Source organism: Pseudomonas sp. SWRI18 (assembly GCF_014268345.1).
Classification (GTDB): Bacteria; Pseudomonadota; Gammaproteobacteria; order Pseudomonadales; family Pseudomonadaceae; genus Aquipseudomonas; species Aquipseudomonas cedrina.
The window spans coordinates 401,174-417,840 of record NZ_JACCQQ010000002.1; the positions used below are offsets into that span (position 1 = coordinate 401,174).

Consider the following 16,667-nt stretch of genomic DNA (forward strand, 5'->3'; position numbering starts at 1 on the left):
TACCGAGGTGATGCCATCGCAGGCAAGCCAGCTCCCTCACAAGCCTGCTCCCACATAGCCGGTATTCAAATAAGCCCGCTCCTACAGTAATCATCGAGGCGGGGAGGCATAAGCCTCCCCGCATCGTTTGTGGAAACTACATGAATATTCTGATCGTTGGGCCCAGTTGGGTCGGTGACATGGTAATGGCGCAAACACTGTTTCAGTGCCTGCGCATGCGCCACCCAGACTGCCAGATCGACGTGCTTGCCCCCGAGTGGAGCCGACCGATCCTTGAACGCATGCCCGAAGTTCGCCAGGCCTTGAGCTTCCCGCTCGGCCACGGTGCCCTCGAGCTGGCGACCCGCCGGCGCATCGGCAAATCCCTGGCCGGCCAGTACGACCAGGCGATCCTGTTGCCCAACTCGCTCAAGTCAGCGCTGGTGCCGTATTTTGCCGGCATCCCCAAGCGCACCGGCTGGCGTGGCGAGTTCCGCTACGTGCTGCTCAATGACGTGCGCACCCTGGACAAGGCCCGCTATCCGCTGATGATCGAGCGTTTCATGGCCCTGGCCTATGAGCCGGGCGCCGAGCTGCCCAAGCCATATCCACGCCCGAGCCTGCGGATCGACCCGGTCAGCCGCGACGCCGCGCTGGCCAAGTTTGGCCTGGCGCTCGACCGCCCGGTCCTGGCGCTGTGCCCGGGGGCTGAGTTCGGCGAGTCCAAGCGTTGGCCGGCGGAGCACTATGCCCAGGTGGCCGAGGCCAGGATCCGCGAAGGCTGGCAGGTGTGGTTGTTTGGTTCGAAGAAGGACCATCCGGTGGGTGAAGATATTCGTCAGCGCCTGATTCCCGGCCTGCGCGAAGAAGCGGTCAACCTCAGCGGCGATACGTCGCTTGCCGAGGCCATCGACCTGCTGTCCTGTGCCGATTCGGTGGTCTCCAACGACTCCGGCCTGATGCACGTCGCCGCTGCCCTGAACCGCCCATTGGTGGCGGTGTACGGCTCGACGTCGCCTGGGTTCACGCCGCCATTGGCCGACCAGGTCGAAGTGGTGCGCCTGGGCCTGGACTGCAGCCCGTGTTTCGATCGCACCTGCCGGTTCGGTCACTACAACTGCATGCGCCAGTTGCTGCCGCAGCCGGTGAACGAAGCCTTGCAGCGGTTGCAAGGCTCCGTGGTCGAGGTTCGTTAGTTTGCGCGTCCTGGTAATCAAGACCTCATCCCTGGGCGACGTGATCCATGCCTTGCCGGCACTGACCGATGCGGCGCGGGCGATCCCCGGCATTCAATTCGACTGGGTGGTGGAAGAGGGCTTCGCCGAAATCCCCACCTGGCACCCGGCGGTGGACAAGGTGATCCCGGTGGCGATCCGGCGCTGGCGCAAAAACCTTTGGCAAACCCTCAAGAGCGGCGAGTGGCGACGCTTCAAGCAGCGCATCCAGTCGACCAAATATGACTTGGTGATCGATGCCCAGGGCCTGCTGAAAAGCGCCTGGCTGACCCGCTATGTGCGTGCCCCCATCGCCGGTTTTGACAAAAGCTCGGCGCGTGAACCGATCGCCGCGCGTTTCTACTCGCGGCGCCTGGCCGTGGCGCGCGGGCAGCATGCGGTGGAGCGCTTGCGCCAACTGTTCGCCGTGGCGCTGGGTTATGACTTGCCCAAAGGCCTGGGCGACTACGGCCTGAGCGTCGAGAAGCTGCTCGGCCTGCCACCGAAGAAACCTTTCGTGCTGCTGCTGCACGGCACCACCTGGGACACCAAGCATTGGCCCGAAGCCTACTGGCGCGAGCTGGCCGAACGCATGGGGCGCCTGGGCGTGGAGGTGAAATTGCCATGGGGCAATGCCGACGAAAAAGCCCGCGCCGAACGCCTGGCCCTAGGCCTGCCACACGCCGAAGTGCTGCCCAAGCTGAACCTGGCCGGTGTCGCCCGTGTACTGGCCGGCGCCCGCGCTTGCGTGGCGGTGGACACCGGGCTTGGTCACCTGGCCGCGGCGCTGGATGTGCCGACCATTTCGCTGTTCGGCCCGACCAACCCCGGACTCACCGGTGCCTACGGCAAGGGCCAGATCCACCTGGCCAGCGACTGGCCCTGCGCGCCATGCCTGCAGAAACACTGTACCTATCAACCGACGGCCGACGACCTGCGTCGGTTCGACGTCAAGCGCGAGTCGCCCCTGTGCTTCACGCGCCTGAACCCTGAGCGTGTGGCAAGCCGACTGAGCACGTTGTTACTGGCTGAGGAGCTGCACTGATGCAACTGGCTTTCGTGTTGTACAAATACTTCCCCTTCGGTGGTCTGCAGCGTGACTTCATGCGCATCGCCCTGGAATGCCAGCAGCGCGGTCATCGGATTCGTGTCTATACGCTGATCTGGGAAGGCGACATCCCGCCCGGTTTCGAAGTGCTGGTGGCGCCGGTCAAGGCGTTCTTCAACCACCGGCGCAACGAGAAACTCAGCGCCTGGATGGAGGCTGACCTTGCCAAGCGCCCGGTGGACCGCCTGATCGGATTCAACAAAATGCCCGGCCTGGACGTGTATTACGCCGCCGACGGCTGTTTTGAAGACAAGGCGCAAAACCTGCGGCACTCGCTGTACAAAAGCTTTGGCCGCTATCGCCACTTTGCCGAGTACGAGCGCGCGGTTTTCGCCAAGGACGCCAAGACCGAAATCCTGATGATTTCCGAAGTGCAGCAGCCGCTGTTCATCAAGCACTACGACACACCGCTGCAACGCTTTCACCTGCTGCCGCCGGGCATTGCCCAGGACCGTCGCGCGCCGCCAAATGCGGCCGAGATTCGCCAGGGTTTCCGCAAGGAATTCAACCTCGGCGATGACGACCTGCTACTGGTGCAAATCGGCTCCGGCTTCAAGACCAAAGGCGTCGACCGCAGCCTCAAAGCCGTGGCGGCATTGCCGGCTGAACTCAAGAAACGCACGCGCTTGTTTGTAATCGGCCAGGACGACCCCAAGGTATTCCAATTGCAAAGCGCCACGCTGGGCCTGGGGGATAACGTGCAGTTCCTCAAGGGGCGCAGCGATATCCCGCGTTTCCTGTTGGGCGCCGACCTGTTGATCCACCCGGCGTATAACGAAAACACTGGCACCGTATTGCTCGAAGCCTTGGTGGCCGGGTTACCGGTGCTGGTCTCGGCCGTGTGTGGTTATGCCCATTACATCGCCGAGGCCGACAGTGGCCTGGTGCTGGATGAGCCGTTCGAACAAACGCAGCTCAACGAGTACCTGGCGAATATGCTCACCGACACTGCACAGCGCGCGGCCTGGAGCCGCAATGGGTTGGCCTTCGCCGAGACGGCCGACCTCTACAGCATGCCGCAGCACGCGGCGGATGTGATTCTGGCGGAGCCAAAACGATGAAGTTGATTCTTGCCGAACCGTTCAAGACGTTATGGGCCGGGCTTGATGCCTTTGCCGAAGTCGAGAAACTGCAAGGCCAGGTATTCCGCGAACTGGCGGCACGTCGCACGTTGCGCACCGAGGTCGCTGGTCGTCCGTATTTCGTGAAGATCCACCGCGGCATCGGTTGGGCGGAAATTTTCAAGAACCTGATCACCGCCAAGCTGCCGGTGCTGGGCGCCGGCCTCGAATGGGATGCCATCCACCGCTTGCAGGAACTGGGCGTGCCCACCATGACCGGCGTGGCCTTCGGCGAGAAGGGCAGCAACCCGGCGGACCAGCATTCGTTCATCATCACCGAAGAGCTGGCGCCGACCATCAGCCTGGAAGACCTGACCGTCAACTGGGTGGCCGAACCGCCTGCGCCCGCGCTGCGCCACGCCCTCACGGCCGAGTTGGCGCGCATGGTCGGCGACATGCACCGAGGTGGCGTGAACCACCGCGATTGCTACCTGTGCCACTTCCTGCTGGATACCGCCAAGCCCATCGACGCCAGCGACATCAAGCTGTCGGTGATCGACCTGCACCGTGCCCAATTGCGTGCGCATTTGCCGCTGCGCTGGCGCGACAAGGATCTCTCGGCGCTGTATTACTCGGCGCTGGATATCGGCCTGACCCGTCGCGACAAGCTACGTTTTCTCAAGGGCTACTTCCGCCAGCCACTGCGCCAGATCCTGGCTGAGCAGTCGGCGTCGTTGAGCCTGATGCAGCGCAAGGCCGACAAGCTCTACGCGCGCAAGCAACGCTACGGGGATGCGATCTGATGGCGGGTTGGAACCTGGAACCTGCGTACGCGAACCTGGCGGATGATTTTGGCAGTCTCGAGGCGGTCTTCGCCCTGCAAGGCGAGCGGCTGACCCGCGACCCGCTGTCGGAAGTGATCCGAGTGGAGCGCGGCGGGGTCAATTACTACGTCAAGCGCTACGTCGGCGCCGGCAAGGGCTTGCGGCGTTACCTGGGCAAGCCGCGGGTGAAGTCCGAATGGCAGAACCTCAAGCGGTTCGCCAAGTGGGGCATTCCCACGGCCGACGTGGTTGCCTGGGGCCTGGAACGCAAGGGCCTGGCCTACGACCGTGGCGCGATGATCACCCGCGAGTTGCCCAGGACAGAAGACCTTTCGGTGCTGGCCGAGCGTCACGATGCACGCCTGCGTGACCCCAAGTGGGTCAATGCGGTGAGCCGCCAGCTCGCCGAATACACGCGCACGATGCACGATCATCGCTTTACCCATAATGACTTGAAGTGGCGCAACCTGCTCATCGATGATCAGGCGACGCTGTACCTGATCGATTGCCCCAATGGCGATTTCTGGCGCGGTTTCTGGCTCAAGTACCGCATCACCAAAGACCTGGCTTGCCTGGACAAGGTGGCCAAGTATCACTTGTCCGCCACCCAGCGCCTGCGTTTCTACATGCAGTACCGTCAGCGCCGGCACCTCAGTGCAGCGGACAAACAGCGTATTCGCCATGTGGTGAAGTTTTTCGAGGGACGTGAATGAGTGATGATTTCCTGGCGTCTGAAGACCGTGCGCTGCTGGAGCGCAACGGTCTGGCGACGTTCGACGCCCTGTGGGCCAGGCAACTGGATGCGGTCGACGAGCCCAATACCAGTCGCGGCGGCTGGAGCAGTGTGTTTCGCCTGGAGCTCGACGGCCACGGTTACTACCTCAAGCGCCAGAGCAATTACCTGACGCGCAGCCTGCACCGGCCTTTTGGCGAGCCGAGTTTCTCCCGCGAATTTCGTAACATCAGCCGCTATCGCAAGCTCGGTGTCCCGGCGTTGCAAGCGGTGTTCTACGGCGAGCGCAAAGTCGCGGGTGAACACCGCGCGATGCTGCTCACGCGCGCGCTGGACGGCTGGAACGACCTGGATTCGCTGCTGGAACAATGGCCTGCGCTGAGCGATGCCCAGCACCGTGCGATCCTGCTGGCCTGCGGTCAACTTGCCCGTCGGTTGCACAGCGTCGGCCAGGTGCATGGCTGTTTTTACCCCAAGCATATTTTCCTGCAGGCGACCGGCGACGGTTATGCCGCGCAGTTGATCGACCTGGAAAAAACCCGCCCGCTGCTGTTCGGCTGGCGGGACCGGGTCAAGGATCTGGAGCCGTTGCTGCGTCGCGCGCCCCAATGGTCCGACGTGCAGGTACGCCAGCTGTTGGCGGCGTATCTGCAGCAGCCGGCGGACGGTACGCTGGTCGATATGTGGTTCCAGCGCCTGAATACCCGTCGTAGCCACAAGGAAAACCGCTGATGCGTTTGTCTGAGCTGAAAACCGCCGGTCGCACTCCGGATCTGCCCCTGACCCTTGAGCTGGCCGATGCGGCGGGCCCAGGTCAATTGCAACTGCTGAGCCTGCTGCGCGTACTGCCGGGCGAGCGCTACGTAGGCGCTGCGGTATGGCGCGGGCGTCCGGTGCTGGCCAAGTTGCTGGTGGGCAGCAGGGCGGCGAGACAGTTTCAGCGTGAGCTCAGCGGTGTGCGCCTGCTCGCCGAGCAAGGCCTGACCACGCCGTTGTTGTTGGCCGATGGCTTGCAAGAGGGCGAGGGCGGCTGGCTGCTGTTCGAATTTATCGAAGGCGCCGAAAGCCTGGCCGATGCCTGGCATGCCGTCGAAAATCTGCCGCCGCTGGCCGATGAGCAAACGGCGGTGCTTGCCGAAGCGCTGGGCGCGATTGCCCGGATGCACGCCAAAGGCCTGTGGCAGGAAGACCTGCACCTGGACAACTTGCTGCGTCAGGACGGCAAGCTGTACTTGATCGACGGCGCCGGAATTCGTGTGGAAGAGGCGGGCAAGCCACTGTCGCGCAACCGCGTGCTGGAAAACCTAGGGGTGTTTTTCGCCCAGTTGCCGAAGAACCTCGAACCGTTCAACGAGGAGCTGCTGGTGTATTACCTGCTTGGCAACGGCGAACATGCCCTGCCGATGCAAGCGTTGGAAAAGCAGGTGCGCAAAGTCAGTGCCTGGCGCCTGAAGGATTTTCTCAACAAGGTCGGCCGTGAATGCACCCTGTTCAGTGTGCTGCGCGGGCCGTTTGCACTGCGTGCCATCCGTCGCGAGGAAGAAGCCGCGATGCTGCCGGTGCTTGAGCAGGCTGACGCGTTGCTCAGCCAGGGCCATCTCTTCAAGACCGGTGGTGCCGCCACGGTGGCCAAGGCCGAAGTGGCAGGGCGCTCATTGGTGATCAAGCGCTACAACATCAAGGGGATCGCCCATTGGCTCAAACGCTTCTGGCGCCCGAGCCGCGCCTGGCATTCCTGGCGCGAAGGCAATCGCCTGATGTTTCTTGGCATCGCCACGCCCAAGCCACTGGCGGTGCTGGAAAAGCGCTTTTGCTGGCTGCGCGGCCGCGCCTATCTGGTAACCGAACTCATCACCGGGCCGGACATCATCGAGCGCTTTGCGCCCTATGTTGAAAAGGGTGATGCGCCGGAAGACGAACTGCTGGCCCTGGACCATCTGTTTGCCGAGCTGATCCGCGAACGCATCAGTCATGGTGATTTCAAGGGGCATAACCTGTTCTGGGACAAGGATCGCTGGTCGCTGATCGACCTCGACGCCATGCGCCAGCACAGCTCCGACGCCAGCTTCGCCCCGGCGTTTGCCAAGGACCGGGCGCGGTTCATGCGCAACTGGCCTGAAAGCAGCGCGTTGTATCAACTGATCGATCAGCGCCTGCCTAAACAGATCGCCTGAGCTTTGCCGGCTTGCACATTATGTAGTGAGCGGGCTCGCCCCGCGCTGGGCTGCGAAGCGGCCCCAATAAAGACACCGCCGAACTCCAGATAGAATCAGGCCGCCTGGATTGGGTCGGCTTCGCCGCCCAACGCGGGGCGAGCCCGCTCACTACAAATGTCGAGTGGGCGACCGGTGTGCTGACCTTCAGCTTTGCCGGTCGGCGCCTGCTGGCGCTATTAGTCGAGGCTATTGTGCGTTGACCAGTGCCGTACGGGTTTTGTATTTGCCTTGGATGACGTCCTGGGTGGTAAAGAAATATCCGTAGTCCTGCAGGTACATGACGGTACTGGTGGCCTGGTAGTTATCACCCGTGGCTATGCAGTTGAGCTCCTTCGCATTGCCACTCAGCGCCGAGTTGATGTTGCTGGCCGGCAGTTCGCGCGCCACGACGCAGGTCGAATCGCGGGACAGCACGCGATCCTCTTCGGCGGTGTTGCGATTGAGCTCCTTGAGTTTGAACCCCAGCGTTGCACCGATCGGCATCTGCTTCCAGTCGCCGGTAAAGCTCAGTTGCTCAACATTGCTGGCGGCCGAAACTTTCATCCCGTGCAGTTCGAAATCGCTTTGAAAAGTCAGGCTGAACAATCCTCGGAATGTGGTGATGCGGGTGCTCGAAAACTGGGTGACCCGGCGGATTTTAAGCGGGCCGTTCCCAGCCGCAGGCTCAATGAACACGTCAGTGCGCAAGCTGGAAGAGTCCAAGTCGCGCTTCTCCATAAGATGACGCAGAGGCTTGGCTGCCACGGGCATTCTCAGTGCGGCAATCGCCTCTGTCACCGCTGCCGGGACAGGGGCGGGTGTCAGGGATTGCTGGAGTTTGGTACGCGCAACGGCGACCGGCAACTGCGCGGTTGTCGGTGAGCACGCGGCCTTGAGCAAGGTCTGTGTATCCGCCTCGGCGCTGCTGAAGGGCTGGTCTACGGGAATGGCGACTACGTTGCCGAAGGTCACCGTATTTTTCGGGGTCAGGCTGAAAGCGGCCAGGGTGCGATAGGTCTGGCGGCTGCAACTCACCTCCCAGTGCATGCGTGTCTGGGCATAGGGCATCTTCTTGGGTTTGTTGATCAGGATAAGCGGCTCATCGTAGGCGCCCCAGAACTCCACTTTGTCGCCCACGCTCTTGAGGCTGGCACGGTCGATCAACAATTGGCGTTGGGTGCCCGTAGTGCTGACGAGGCGCCAATCCGGGCGCGGCGTGCGGGCGCAGGCGTCGGTAAAGCTGGCGTTCTGTTGCAGCTCGCCAACCACGGCCGGCGTCAGGTTGCGCATGACGGTAATGCGCGTGGGTTGGCCATCGGGCTGCGGGGCACCGGGGGCCTCCATATACAGCAGGCTCCCGCCCGGGGTGGTGCAGGACGCTTGTATTTGCGCGATATCCGGCACGGCGGCATTGTCGGTCAGCGTGACCTGAACCTGGTAACTGAGGTCGTCGCCATCGCGCATGATCGAGTCGGCCATCAGCGGCTTCTTGAGCATGTCTTTATACGGGGCGTCGCCCTTGATGCCTTGCACGCCGCAACCACTGAGCAAGCCCAGGGCTGCGATAACCGCGATGTGTTTCATGTGCGTTCCTTGCAGGCTGGAAGTTTGATCAATCCTTTGGACCGCCCGCATCAGGTTTTGTGCGAGGCACGCTGATCAGAATGTGTACTGCGCGCCTGCGCCTGCATACCACGAGCGCCCTGGCGCTGCTTCGTAATAGCGGTTGTTGCCGTCGCCGACGATGACCGAGCCGACGTACTGGCGGTCCAGCAGGTTGTCCAGGCGCAAGGTTTGGTGAAAGGTCCAGTGTTCAACGTTCTGCTCGAAGCGCGCACGCCAGTTGAATACGCTGTAGGCCGGTGCGGCGTGCTGGTTGTTGGTGTCCTCGACGTAGACCTTGCTCCGGTAAATCCCTTCGATGGCGGTGCTGACCCAGTCGCGGGGTTTCCAGTTCAGTTCGGCGAACACTGTGGTTTGCGGCACGCCGGGCAGGTAGTTGCCCTTGTCGACGGTGGTTGCGCCGCCGCTGACAAAGTCACTGTCGTAGGTGGCCTGCAGGCGGGTGAAGGCGAGGTTGGAGGTCCAGTGTTCGCTGAGCTGGCTCTCGATGCCCAGTTCGAAGCCGCGGCGCAGGGTGCGGCCGGCGTTTTGATAGCTGGTGCGGCCGCCCAGGGATTGATAAACCACCAATTCATCCTCGGTGGTGATCTGGAAAACCGCGGCGTTGATTCGCGTGTTGTCGAGCTGGGCCTTGAGTCCCACCTCGTACTGGGTGCTCTGCGAGGGTTTCAGGCCAAAGTTGAAGCCCTCGACACTGCCCGGCGCATAGGCCAGTTCGGCCTGGGTCGGTGTTTCGAAGCCTTTGCCGGCGCTGACATAACCATGCAGTTGCGGCGTGAAGGCGTACATCAGGCTCATCGATGGGGTGTTTTTTTGATAGGTCTTGTTGCCGCTGGAATTGCCGTTGCTGAGGAATTGGTCGTCCACGTCCAATTCCATGGTGCTGTGGCGAATGCCGGCTTGCAGCGTCCAGCGGTCCAAGGCCCAGTTGGCTTGGATGTAAGGGTCGAGGCTGCGCGCGGTGTCAATTTCATCACGACGTAGCTGGCCTTTTACGCCAAGGGTGTTGCCGCTGTAATTCTGGTAGCCGTGGCGACTGTCTTCGCTCTGGTCGAAGTCCAGGCCGGTGATGAGCGTCAACTCGCCCGGCGCGCTTTCTACGGGCTGCATCCAGCGCACGCTGGCGCCGTAGAACTTGCGGTCGAATTGCACCACGCCGCCGCCGCGTTCGTTAGCGGGCGTGCCTTTGGGTATCGACAAGTACTGAATCACGCTCCGGCGCCCCGTATACGCATTCACCTGCAGCGTCGCATCGCCGATGTAGCGCTCGTAATTCATCCCCACTTGCTGATGATCGATGCTCTTGCGCGTGTTGTAGGTCAGCGCATTCGCACTCACCGAGCGTGGGTCGGCCTTGTACGCCGCCCAGGTCTGCCCCAGCGGGTCCTGCGTGCCGTTTTGTTCCAGGCTGCTGTAGATCAGCGCCAGCTTGCTGTCGTCATCCGGCTGGACGTTGAGCTTGGCGAAAGTCTGGTCGCGGCGCGCGCTGCTGTGGTCGCGGTAGCCGTTGGTGTCCATGCGTGAGGCGTCGAGCACGAAGCCTGCGCCATGCGCTGCGCCCTCGGCGGTCACGTGGTGCTTGCTCAAACCGTCGCTGCCCACCAGGGTTTCGGCGCCGATGCGCGGCGGGCCTTCGCCATCGCGGGAGAACATCTGGATTACCCCGCCGGCATTGCTGCCATACAGCGTGGCGGCCGGGCCGCGCAGCACTTCGATGCGCTCGGCGGTGTCGAGGTTAAAAGTGGCCGCCTGGCCTTGGCCGTCCGGGGTGCTGGCGGGAATGCCATCGGCGATCAGCTTGATGCCGCGCACGCCGAAGGCCGAACGGGCGCCGAAACCACGGGAAGAAATCTGCAGGTCCTGAGCATAGTTCTGGCGGTTCTGCACCACCAGGCCGGGTACACGGGCCAGGGCTTCGGAAGCGTTGATGCCCAATTGACCCTCACTGATCTGCTCGCGGCTGATGCCGTCGACCGAGTAGGGCAGGTCGAAGGTCGGGCTGGCGCTGCGCGAGCCTGTGACCACGCTGGGGTCGAGGACCAAGGGCGCGTCATCGGCCAGGGCGGTGCTGCTCAGGCCCAGCAGCAGAGCAAGGCAAGTGGGTGCGGATGTGTTCATCAAGAAGCCGGTTCTGAGGCGCTACGCGAGTGATAGCGTCTACGCAAAAAAACCGAGTTTAACGGCTCATCCCTTCTTTTGCCGAATAAGAACCTTCCTACGCTTTTTTGGGCTGCGGGCGTCTGCCAGCGGTCGCGCTTGGTGGTAGGTTTTCAGTTTTGCGAAGAGATGACGATGAAAGCCAAAAAAATGCTGAGGTGGCTGGCCGTGATGGGAGGTGTTCTGGCTCTGGGCGGCTGCGGTACTGTGACCACCGTCTTGCGTGAGGATAGCGCCACGGTTCACTCACTCAAGGCGAAAAAAACCTATTGCCAGTCTGTTCCGCGTATTTACAGTGGAGTGGCCTATGACCTTTGCGTACTGCATGGGCCGCCGAATTCCGGCAGCGGGGTATCGTTGAACGACGTTCCATGGGCGTTTATCGATGTTCCAATCTCCGGTGTTCTGGACACGCTCGTCTTGCCCTACACGATCTACCAGCAAAGCGTCAACGGCAGCATCGAGCTGCTCTAGTCCCTTGCCGCTAGCAGCTTCCTCCTGCTTTTAAGCTATAATCCCGCCCTTTAGCTGTTTCCTGCCCAGGCGGGAAGCACACTTTTTTCAGGCGTAACCCGCCTGCATGCAGACTAAAAGAGGCTAGACCCCTGTGGCATTGACGATTCTTGGCCTGTCCGGCGCCCTTAGCCATGATCCTTCCGCAGCCTTGTATATCGACGGCAAGCTGATCGCGGCCGCCGAAGAAGAACGCTTCGTACGCGACAAACATGCAAAGAACCGCATGCCCTACGAATCGGCGAAGTTCTGCCTGGAACAGGCCGGCATCAAGCCCTCCGACGTTGACGTGGTCGCGATCCCTTTCGCGCCGATCAGCCTGTTCGGCGAGGCGCGCTGGCACTACGCCAAGCGTTACTGGTACGCCCCGGACCGCGCCCTCGACGCGATCCTGATGGGCAACCGTCGCTACAAACGTTATCGCAACAAGATCGTCTGGTGCCTGGAGCAACTGGGCTTCGATCCGAAGAAAATCAAGATCGAACCGGTTGAACACCACCTGGCCCACGCTTCCAGTGCCTACCACTGCTCGGGCTTTCAGGAGAAAACCGCGATCCTGGGCATCGACGGTAAAGGCGAGTACGCCACCACGTTCTTCGGCTACGGCGAAAACGGCAAGATCCATAAGATCAAGGAATTCTACGATCCGGATTCCCTCGGCGGCCTGTATGGCGCGATCACCGAGTTCCTCGGTTTCGAGATGCTTGACGGCGAGTTCAAGGTCATGGGCATGGCGCCGTACGGCGATGCCAGCAAGTACGATTTCTCGCGCCTGGCCTCTTTCGAGAACGGCGAGTTGGTGATCAACACCGACTACGCCAACGTGATCGGCTTGCGCCGTTATAAAGAGAAGGGCAAGGGTTTCTACTTCTCGCCCAAACTGATCGAGTGGCTGGGGCCCAAGCGCGAAGGCGACATCGCCGACGAACCATACATCCACTACGCCGCCAGCATGCAGGCGCTGTTCGAAAAGTTGGCCCTGCAGATGATCGACCACTACCTGGGCGACATCCTCAAGGACACCGGCAAGCTGGCCTTCGCCGGCGGTTGCGCGCTGAATGTGAAGCTGAACCAGAAGATCATTGCCCGTGACGACGTCAAGGAGCTGTTCGTGCAGCCGGCGTCCGGCGATGCCGGTACTGCGGTCGGTGCGGCGGCCTACGTGTCCCACGCCCGTGGGGTGCCGGTCGAGAAGATGGAGCACGTCTACCTCGGCCCGTCCTACAGCAACGAAGACGTGATCGCCGCCTGCGCCAGACATGAGAGCAAGCCGAACTGGCGCAAGATCGAAAACATGCCCCAGCGCATCGCCAAAATCATGGTCGACGGTAACCCGGTAGCCTGGTTCCAGGGCCGCATGGAGTTTGGCCCGCGTGCCCTGGGCGGTCGTTCGATCATCGGTTGCCCAAGCGCGACCGGCGTGGCGGACCGCATCAACCACCAGATCAAGTTCCGTGAGCGCTGGAGGCCTTTCTGCCCGTCGATGCTCGACACCGTCGCCCCGCAGATGATCAAGGTCGATCACCCGGCGCCGTTCATGACCTTCACCTTTGAAGTGTCTGAAGAGTGGAAGACCCGCGTGCCGGAAGTGGTGCATGAAGACGGCACTTCCCGCGCCCAGGTGCTCAAGCGCGAATACAACCCGCGCTACTACGACATGATGAAAGAACTCGAAGTGCTCACCGGCAACGGCGTGTCCCTGAACACCTCGCTCAACCGCCGTGGCGAAGCGATGATCTGCTCGCCGACCGACGCGTTGAACATGTTCTTCGGCTCCGACCTGCAGTACCTGATCATGGAAGACATCCTGGTCGTCAAAGACGGCGTGGACCCTTATGACGCGCTCGGCTGACCGCCACGTCCTGCAGTTCTGCCACGGCTATGACGGTCCGTTTCTCGATTGTGCGCGGCAGTACGCCAGCCTGTTCGCAGGCTCGGGCTACAAGGTGACCACGGTGTTCCTCACCGGGGTCGCCGACCCTGAGGTGGCGGCCGGTTGCGCCAGTGATGAAGTCTTGTTCATGGAGTACAGCTCGAAGGCCATTCGTGGCCTCAAGCTGGGCGCCATCGCCGAGATGCGCAAGATTGCCGCCTCGCGCCATTTCAGTTTCTGCATCGCGCACCGGGCCAAGCCGATCTACATTGCGCTGCTCGCCACGCGGTTGCAGGTGATTGGCGTGCATCACGCCTTTGGTGACTACCAGCGCCGCGGCCGTCGGCTGTTTGCCTCGATTTTCCACAAGCGCCTGAGCTTGCTGGCGGTGTCCGACGCCGTACGTGACGACATCCGGCGCTGCCTGCCGAAATGGCCGCAGCCGCGTATCCAGACTTTGTATAACCGCATCGACGTCGAGGCCCTGCAAGCGCTGCAGGTCTCCAGGGATGAAGCGCGCGACGCCCTTGGGTTGTCACCGGATGAATGGGTGGTCGGCAATGTCGGCCGCCTGCACCCGGACAAGGACCAGGCCACGCTGCTCAAGGGATTTGCCCTGGCAGTGGCGCAGTTGCCGGCTGAAAGCCGGTTGGCGATCCTCGGCACCGGGCGCCTGGAGCAGGACCTGAAGGCACTGGCCCGCGAGCTGGGGATTGCCGACAAGGTGCTGTTCCTTGGCCAGGTGCCGGATGCGCGCCGCTATTTCCGCGCGTTTGATGTGTTTGCATTGAGCTCCGACCACGAGCCCTTCGGCATGGTGCTGCTTGAAGCGATGGCGGCCGGCGTCCCCTTGCTCGCCACCGCCTGTGGCGGCGCGCGCGAAGTGGTCGAAGGCGTGGGCATCCTGTTTCCCTTGGGCGACGCCGAGCACCTGGCCCAAGGGCTGGGACACCTGGCCGCGATGGATCAGCAGCAGCGACGCCAGTGTGCCGAGCTGATGCTGGAGCGCCTGCATGCACGATTCTCGGATCAGGCGGTACGCGCTGCCTTCTGGCAATTGCCGCCTGTCATTGAACTGACTGCGAGGGCTTGATGCTCAATCGATTCCAAGGCTGGCGCGAGCGCGGCTGGTCCGTCGTCGATGCGCCGGCTTACAGCGAGGCCTGGCAACGTTTTGGCGGCAGCGTCGCGACGCATCCGCAGGTGATCGAGCGCCTGGCCGGCCTGGCGCAGATTCCGGTGCGTTACCTGGCCTGGGAGCAGGCCGGTGAACTCAAGGCGTGCATCGCCACCTGGGGGCGCGACTTGGCATTGTCCAAGGATGTGCTCAAGCGAAGCGGCAAGAAAGGCCTGTTCGACCTCGGCAACGCCGAGCTGATCCTGCCGGCCGCCGCCGATGCGCAGGCGCCGCTGCGCCAGCGTGCGCGCTACCTGTCGGCGTTGAACGAGGGCCGTTTCAGCGGCCTGAAGCTTCAGGCCGAGCAGTTGGCCATGGCGCGTACCCCCGAAGAACTGTCGAAAAAGTTTCGCTACAACCAGCGCCGCGAACTGCGCTTGCTGGAAGAAGCGGGCGGCCTGGTGCGGCCTGTCAGTGAGTTTTCCAGCGTGGAGTTGGCGTCCATCTACTGCGACCTGTTCCTGCGTCGCTGGGGCTTCACCGCCACGGGCGCCGAGCGCATGGCCGAGGTGATCGAACTGATGCGTGAATGGTTGATCGGCTCGGTGATTTTTCTCAACGACGCGCCCATCGCCATTCAGTTGGTGTACCGGGTTGAGTCGCCGCAGTGGATCAGCGTGGAGTACGTCAACGGTGGGGTTGACCCCGAAACCCGCGCCTTCAGCCCAGGCAGTGTGTTGAGTTTTATCAACACCCAGAGCGCCTGGGAGCAGGCACGCGAAGCCGGCAAGCCACTGCGTTTCTCCTTTGGCCGCGCCGACCGCGAATACAAGGACCGTTGGTGCAACCCCGTGCAGGTATTCAGCGTATGACCCGCAAGCAGCAATTGCTCAAGCGTCACCGGCGCAACAAGCGCACGGCGTTGATGGTCGGCGTGTTGCTGCTGGTGGTGGTCGGCATCCTGGTCGCCTGGTGGCTGCCGTTGCTGTTGGCGGTGCTGGCCTGGGTCGCCCATGAAGCCTGGTTTGCCGATCACCTGTTCTACGCGCCCAACGAAGATTATCAATACCGTTTCTCGGCAGAGGCCGAGCTGGCAGGTGTGCGCCTTGATGGCGACCGCTTGCTGCTCGATCAGCCGTTGGCGCTGGAGGCAGGCGCGACGCTGGTGCTGGCGATCAAGGTCAAGAGCACCTGGTTGGGGCGTTTTCTCGACCCTTGCGTCGAACTGGCAGACGACCGGCAAACCTTCGAACGCGGGGTCAACGGCGTTCGGTACCTGAACCTCAGCGGTCTGGCGCCGATGTTGGCGGCAGGTGAGTTGCGTCTGCGCGGGCGGCATTGCCGATTGCTCGGCTCACCCCGCCTGTGGGCCTGGTCCCATCCGGATTACCGCGCACAACGGGTGATGGTCATCGCCCCGCATGCCGACGACGCCGAATTGGCCGCCTTCGGCCTGTACAGCCAGGCTGAAAAACCCTGGATCGTCACTCTGACGGCGGGGGAGATCGAAGCCGAGCATTATGAGCGGATGGGCCTGGATGCGGTCGAGGCCTCGCGCATCAAGGGCCGCCTGCGCGCCTGGGACAGCATCGCCGTGCCGCTTTGGGCCGGTGTGCCGCAGGCCCATTGCGTGCAACTGGGCTACTTCTGCCTGCAATTGCAAGCGATGCAGGCCGCGCCGGACCTGCCGTTCGCCTCCCGTGAAGCAGAGCTGACCGACGTTCGGCCTTTTCGTCGGTTCAATCCGTTCCCCTTACCGTCGGACAGCGACGGCCTGCCCACCTGGAACAATTTGCTGGCCGATCTGCGCCACGTGCTGTTGATGGCGCGCCCGGAAGTGATCGTGTTGCCGCATCCGGTGCTGGACCCGCACCCCGATCATGTCTGTGCGCAACAAGCGGTGCTGCAAGCCTTGCAGGGCCTGGAGTGGCAGCCGACCACCGTGTTGGGCTACGCCAATCACCTGCATGACAACGACCGCTGGCCCATGGGCGACGCCGGTGCCGGCATTGCATTGCCGCCGCTGTTCGACGCCACTGAAGAGCTGATCCCCTGCTGCCTTCCCCTGACCTTGGCGCAGCAGCGCGACAAGGCCATGGCGCTGGGCATGATGCATGACCTGCAACCGGAGGCGCCGTTCAAGCGGCGTGTACGGCGTTGGCTGCAGCGGATGTTGGCGGGGCGTGCGCGGTCGCCTTATGGTGAGAACGAGTTTTTCCGCAAGGCCGTACGACGGCATGAGTTGTTCTGGCGTTTGTGAATGCATTGGT

Annotated in this window: 14 protein-coding genes; 12 read left to right on the forward strand and 2 right to left on the reverse strand. The window is 62.5% G+C overall.

The window, feature by feature from the left end; all coding sequences use genetic code 11:
• The first annotated feature begins 140 nt into the window (after nt 1-140).
• Genes waaF through H0Z09_RS04460 form a run of 7 tightly spaced genes read left to right on the forward strand, consistent with a single transcriptional unit; the run spans nt 141 to nt 7,093 of the window.
• A complete protein-coding gene (gene waaF / locus H0Z09_RS04430; protein ID WP_186687781.1) occupies nt 141-1,175 on the forward strand; it encodes a lipopolysaccharide heptosyltransferase II in 1,035 nt (344 codons plus the stop codon).
• Nucleotide 1,176: 1 nt separating this feature from the next.
• Nucleotides 1,177-2,238: a lipopolysaccharide heptosyltransferase I gene (waaC, locus tag H0Z09_RS04435; protein WP_186687782.1), complete on the forward strand. Its 1,062-nt coding sequence runs from the start codon at nt 1,177-1,179 to the stop codon at nt 2,236-2,238.
• The gene (locus H0Z09_RS04440) at nt 2,238-3,362 is read left to right on the forward strand and encodes a glycosyltransferase family 4 protein (RefSeq protein ID WP_186687783.1); all 1,125 of its coding nucleotides are present in this window, start codon (nt 2,238-2,240) and stop codon (nt 3,360-3,362) included. Before waaC ends, H0Z09_RS04440 begins: the two co-directional genes overlap by 1 nt.
• Nucleotides 3,359-4,165: a lipopolysaccharide core heptose(I) kinase RfaP gene (gene rfaP / locus H0Z09_RS04445; protein ID WP_076951802.1), complete on the forward strand. Its 807-nt coding sequence runs from the start codon at nt 3,359-3,361 to the stop codon at nt 4,163-4,165. Before H0Z09_RS04440 ends, rfaP begins: the two co-directional genes overlap by 4 nt.
• On the forward strand, nt 4,165-4,899 hold the full coding sequence (locus H0Z09_RS04450) for a lipopolysaccharide kinase InaA family protein (protein WP_076951803.1): 735 nt from the start codon (nt 4,165-4,167) through the stop codon (nt 4,897-4,899). Before rfaP ends, H0Z09_RS04450 begins: the two co-directional genes overlap by 1 nt.
• A complete protein-coding gene (locus tag H0Z09_RS04455; protein WP_186687784.1) occupies nt 4,896-5,651 on the forward strand; it encodes a lipopolysaccharide kinase InaA family protein in 756 nt (251 codons plus the stop codon). Before H0Z09_RS04450 ends, H0Z09_RS04455 begins: the two co-directional genes overlap by 4 nt.
• A complete protein-coding gene (locus tag H0Z09_RS04460) occupies nt 5,651-7,093 on the forward strand; it encodes a lipopolysaccharide kinase InaA family protein (RefSeq protein ID WP_186687786.1) in 1,443 nt (480 codons plus the stop codon). Before H0Z09_RS04455 ends, H0Z09_RS04460 begins: the two co-directional genes overlap by 1 nt.
• A gap of 228 nt (nt 7,094-7,321) precedes the next feature.
• On the opposite strand, the gene H0Z09_RS04465 is transcribed toward H0Z09_RS04460, so the two are convergent.
• The gene (locus H0Z09_RS04465; protein WP_186687788.1) at nt 7,322-8,698 is read right to left on the reverse strand and encodes a surface-adhesin E family protein; all 1,377 of its coding nucleotides are present in this window, start codon (nt 8,696-8,698) and stop codon (nt 7,322-7,324) included.
• A 75-nt stretch (nt 8,699-8,773) separates the two neighbouring features.
• The gene (locus tag H0Z09_RS04470; protein ID WP_186687791.1) at nt 8,774-10,855 is read right to left on the reverse strand and encodes a TonB-dependent receptor; all 2,082 of its coding nucleotides are present in this window, start codon (nt 10,853-10,855) and stop codon (nt 8,774-8,776) included.
• 174 nt (nt 10,856-11,029) lie between these two features.
• On the opposite strand from H0Z09_RS04470, the gene H0Z09_RS04475 reads away from it, so the two are divergent.
• The 5 genes from H0Z09_RS04475 (at nt 11,030) to H0Z09_RS04495 (ending at nt 16,657) form a co-directional block, all read left to right on the forward strand.
• Nucleotides 11,030-11,368, forward strand: coding sequence for a YceK/YidQ family lipoprotein (locus H0Z09_RS04475; protein WP_083735284.1), 339 nt, complete (start codon nt 11,030-11,032; stop codon nt 11,366-11,368).
• 133 nt (nt 11,369-11,501) lie between these two features.
• The gene (locus H0Z09_RS04480; RefSeq protein ID WP_076951814.1) at nt 11,502-13,259 is read left to right on the forward strand and encodes a carbamoyltransferase; all 1,758 of its coding nucleotides are present in this window, start codon (nt 11,502-11,504) and stop codon (nt 13,257-13,259) included.
• A complete protein-coding gene (locus H0Z09_RS04485; protein WP_186687794.1) occupies nt 13,243-14,373 on the forward strand; it encodes a glycosyltransferase in 1,131 nt (376 codons plus the stop codon). The genes H0Z09_RS04480 and H0Z09_RS04485 overlap by 17 nt, the downstream gene beginning before the upstream one ends.
• Nucleotides 14,373-15,269 carry an antimicrobial resistance protein Mig-14 gene (locus H0Z09_RS04490; protein WP_076951816.1) on the forward strand — a complete coding sequence of 299 codons (897 nt, stop codon included), beginning with the start codon at nt 14,373-14,375 and terminating at the stop codon, nt 15,267-15,269. The genes H0Z09_RS04485 and H0Z09_RS04490 overlap by 1 nt, the downstream gene beginning before the upstream one ends.
• Nucleotides 15,266-16,657 carry a PIG-L family deacetylase gene (locus tag H0Z09_RS04495; RefSeq protein ID WP_186687797.1) on the forward strand — a complete coding sequence of 464 codons (1,392 nt, stop codon included), beginning with the start codon at nt 15,266-15,268 and terminating at the stop codon, nt 16,655-16,657. The genes H0Z09_RS04490 and H0Z09_RS04495 overlap by 4 nt, the downstream gene beginning before the upstream one ends.
• Nucleotides 16,658-16,667: the final 10 nt, after the last annotated feature.